The 2,142-nt window shown below is 63.2% G+C and carries 2 protein-coding genes; both read right to left on the reverse strand.

The annotated features are described in order from the left end of the window. Nucleotides 1-63: 63 nt before the first annotated feature. Nucleotides 64-852 (reverse strand): IS21-like element helper ATPase IstB, encoded by a 789-nt coding sequence (gene istB, locus AC4D1W_RS16975; RefSeq protein WP_490899504.1) that lies wholly within the window; start codon nt 850-852, stop codon nt 64-66. Next, the gene (gene istA / locus AC4D1W_RS16980; protein WP_490899505.1) at nt 852-2,069 is read right to left on the reverse strand and encodes an IS21 family transposase; all 1,218 of its coding nucleotides are present in this window, start codon (nt 2,067-2,069) and stop codon (nt 852-854) included. Before istA ends, istB begins: the two co-directional genes overlap by 1 nt. Nucleotides 2,070-2,142 lie beyond the last annotated feature (73 nt).

Genomic DNA, 2,142 nt, shown 5'->3' on the forward strand with positions numbered 1-2,142 from the left:
TGTCAGCGATGGTCGAAAAGTGAGCCGTTTTGTGGGTTGAAAAGTGAGCCACTTTGACCCTGGTTATTCTGCCGTATTTTCCGGTCTTGTCGAGGGTAGGGACTCTGCCTGGGTGTGTTTGAGGCGGTAGCTGGAGCCTTTGAGGGTGACGACTTCGGCGTGATGGACGATGCGGTCGATCATGGCCGAGGCGACGACCTGGTCACCGAATACGTCTCCCCAGCGTGCGAACGGCAGGTTCGAGGTCAGGATCAGCGAGGCGTGCTCGTAGCGTGAGGACACCAGCTGGAAGAACAGGTTCGCGGCGTCTTGTTCGAAGGGGATGTAGCCGACCTCATCAACGATGATGAGCCGGTAGCGACGCAGCCGAACCAGTTCCTGCGGCAGCCGCCCATTCTGATGAGCGGTTTGAAGCCGGGCGACCCAGTCGGTGGCGGTAGCGAACAGGACCCTGTGGCCGAGCTGGGTGGCGCGTATCCCGAGCCCGGTTGCTAGGTGGGTTTTACCGGTTCCGGGTGGCCCGAGTAGGACGATATTGGATGCTTCGGTGAGGAACGCGCCGGTGGCCAGATGGGCGATGGTGTCCCGTTTGAGGCCGGGCTGGTGATCGAAGCTGAAGTCCTCCAACGATTTGCGGGCGGGGAACCCTGCGGCTCTGGCCCGGGTCTCGGCTCCGGAGGCTTCCCGTGCGGCGACTTCGCGTGAGAGCACTGCGGCGAGGTATTCCTCATGTGTCCAGTTGTTGTCGCGGGCCTGACCAGCGAGCCTGGGCGCTGCTTCGCGTATGCGAGGAGCTTTCATCGCCCGGGAGTAGTACTCGATCTGGTTGATGGTTTCCTTCGCCTCAAGCATCAGGCGACCTGCCCGTCATCGAGGATCACACCGAAGGCCCGGTCGTAGTCGGACAGGTCCCGCAGCCCGGACGCATCCGTGGCAGGTGCAGGGTGTTGGAAGGCTTTACGCAGAGCACCGGCGGCTTCGACATGGTCAGGGTCGGTGATCGTCAGACCGGTGCCCCAGGACCGGGGATGGTTCCCAACGCACCGCCCATCGAGGGTGATCGTGACGGTTTCCAGGTCGGCGGTGACCTCGACGAACCTGCCGATCGCCTGCGGGTGCACGGAATAGTCATTCGATGCCATCCGGACGTAGTAATCCCGCGGAAGCCGGACCCGGGCGGTGAAACCAGTCACCGGTGGAACCGGTGGCAGCCCCAGCATGGCCGCTTTGTCCTGGATGATCAGTTCAGCGGGCCGCGCCCCGGTCCGCCGGACCAGCCGGGCGTTGGCGCGGGGCAACCACAGGCCGAGCTGAGCGTTGAAATCTTCCGGTGAGGTGAAGGACCGGCCGGGCAGGAAGGAGGTTTCCAGGAACTGATTCGCCCGCTCCACCACGCCCTTGGTTTCCGGGTCGTAGGGTTTGACCTGCACGATCCTGGTGGCCAGAACCCCCGAGAACGCTGCGACCCCGGCAGCGTAACTGTTCCGCCGCCCTATGCCGGTTTCGTTATCCCAGATCAACCGCCGCGGAACAGCACCAAGACCCTCGAGCAGTTCCCACATACCGGCCAGCAGATCCCCTGTCATCCGCGACGGGATCATCCGGGCCATGATGAACCGTGAATACGAGGACACCATCACCAGAACCGGCAACACCCGCGGCTTCCCGTCACCGACCGGGATCCGCACCTCAGGGAACCACAGATCGCATTGCGCCTGATCACCCGGTTCATAGCTGATCCGGTCGGCAGGATCCGCCGGGGCGTACTCCGGGCGGATCCTGGCCACGTTCTCACGGAACCATGCCGGGGACCCGGACCAGCCCACCCGCTCAGCCAGCACAGTCGCTGGCATCCGCGGGTTTTCCTTCAGCAGAGCCCGAACGGCCGGCTCCACAGCCTTGATCCCGGAGGCCTGCGGCGCACGAACATAGGTCGGTGGACCAACAGCGCTCACCGCCTTCGCAACAGTGTTACGGGAGATACCCAGCCTCGCCGCTATCGACCTCATCGATTCACCGTCGGCAAGATGCAACCGCCGAATAAGCGCCCAATCCTCCACTGTGATCACCCACCCAATCGTTTGGAACAGGTGGCTCAGTTTTCAACCGTCACAATGGCTCACTTTTCGACCGTCACCGACA

It is taken from the genome of Arthrobacter sp. TJ-170, from assembly GCF_058269305.1.